The organism is Pseudochrobactrum lubricantis (assembly GCF_041929865.1).
In the GTDB taxonomy this organism is placed as follows: Bacteria; Pseudomonadota; Alphaproteobacteria; order Rhizobiales; family Rhizobiaceae; genus Pseudochrobactrum; species Pseudochrobactrum saccharolyticum.
The window spans coordinates 1-1,756 of record NZ_JBHEEE010000036.1 but is presented as its reverse complement, the minus strand read 5'-3'; the positions used below and the strand labels follow the sequence as shown (position 1 = coordinate 1,756).

2 protein-coding genes are annotated in these 1,756 nt (G+C 56.7%); one reads left to right on the top strand and one right to left on the bottom strand.

What is annotated here, in order from left to right:
* A partial coding sequence (locus JNC80_RS19880) for a GGDEF domain-containing protein (RefSeq protein ID WP_376711406.1) occupies nucleotides 1-373 on the top strand: 373 nt, incomplete at its 5' end.
* Nucleotides 374-398: 25 nt separating this feature from the next.
* Here JNC80_RS19880 and JNC80_RS19875 read toward each other — a convergent pair.
* Complete coding sequence (locus JNC80_RS19875) at nucleotides 399-1,331, bottom strand: ArdC family protein (RefSeq protein WP_289634350.1); 933 nt, start codon at nucleotides 1,329-1,331, stop codon at nucleotides 399-401.
* Nucleotides 1,332-1,756 lie beyond the last annotated feature (425 nt).

Below are 1,756 nucleotides of genomic sequence, written 5' to 3'. Positions count from 1 at the left end.
GGTCATACAACAATCGATCCGCAGGCCGGGCGATTGTGGTGCGCGCTTCGGCGGGGAGGAATTCATTGTGATCTTGCCAGATACTGATCTGGCTGGTGCGCAGCATGTCTGCGCTACCATTCAGCGCGCGATTTCCGCGCGCGCGATCACATATGAATCCCGCCCTTGCGAAAACCTGACCGTCAGCATTGGCATTTCCGGCACGTCCAAGATCGCGCGCGATCTCGATCTGACTGTGTTTCGCGAAGCACTTTTCCGCGCGGCGGATCTCGCCTTGTATGACGCAAAGGGGGCGGGGCGGAATAGCATTCGCATATGGCAAAAACAGATTGGAGCGCCCTTTTTGCCAGACGTCGAACCGCTCTTGCCGTAAGCAAGAGCGGCCGATTTTTCCGCATTTATGCGGCTTCCTGCTGCTGATCGTGGCTGGCATTGGGCTGCAAGCCATGCATGAACGATACGGCGCGTTCGGCGTGTGAAGCCGCCTGAAAGATGGCGCGTTTGTCATTTTTCAGCACGGCCAGCCATGACTGCAAATAGGCTACGTGATCTTCGCGGGGTGTGATTCCAATGCCAAGATCGGCGGCAAGAAACACGCTTCCCAATTCTGCAATTAATTCCTCGCGCGCGCGATCTTCTTTGTCTCTGTGATAGCGCGACAGGTCACGATCAAGCCTGTTTTTGGCTGCTGTCCAATGCGTGAATTCATGCGCCAGAATGGCCGCGTGTGCTTCTGCCGAAACGAATGAATCGAATGGCGGCATCTGAATGTGATCGGTGACGGGCGAATAATAGGCTTGATTTCCGCCTTCTCGCACATCGGCTTTCAAGTTGCCGAAAAACGCTTCGGCCTCTGCGATGCGCTGCTTTGGCTCGGTGTTTTTCTCCGGCATAAAATAGAAATGTTCCGGCAGGTTCTCGATCTGGTCGGCGTTAAAAACGCTATAACCCTTCATGAAAGGGATGCGCGTTTCGACGGTTTCGCCGCTTGGGGTTTCCTGCTCTTTTTCGATTGCACCCGCGTAAACGACAAGGGCGGATTTAGAGCCTTTGACCACCTGCCCGCCAAGCTCCTGCACTTGCTTGTATGTCATCCAGTAGGCCGAATTATAGCCTTTTTCGGCGGCTTCCATCCAAAGCAACAAGGTATTTATGCCCTGATAGCGGATGCTGTTGTGGCGCAATGGTCGGCAAGGTGACGTGCCATTTCCCCACGGCTGCATCCAAGGGCGCACGCCCTGCTCCATCTGCTCGATAATTTTCGCGGTGATACGCTCATACACATCTGCGCGTGGTGTTTCGTTTTTTGCTGATTTTGAGATTTTAGCCATTTCGGTTTTTCCTTTTTTCCTGTTCCCGCAGGGGCAGGAGCCCCGCTCCTGCTCCCGAGCAGTCGGCGAACCGACCGGAGAGAGGGGGGCAACAGTCAAAACCGGAGGGGGATCACCCGCCCGAAGGGACTGGCATTTGCGCGGATCCTGCGCGGTACGCGCTCAATCCGTGCAAATGTCTGGTGCTGCACAAAGGCCACCAAAGCGGCATCGCCGCCTGGTCGGCCTGCGGAAGTACGGGGAGACCGGTTTTGGCTGTTGCGGGGGAGAGACCGGCGGCCGATCTTTCCCCCATTCAGAAAATCAGGTGAGCCGCGCAGCGGCTCTCATTGATGGGGTGGCGCCTTCGCGCCGCCCTTCCCGCGTCAGTCGATCGTGACCCTATGGGCCGAAACGGGCTTGACGTGAGCCTTGGCGTAGCAGCG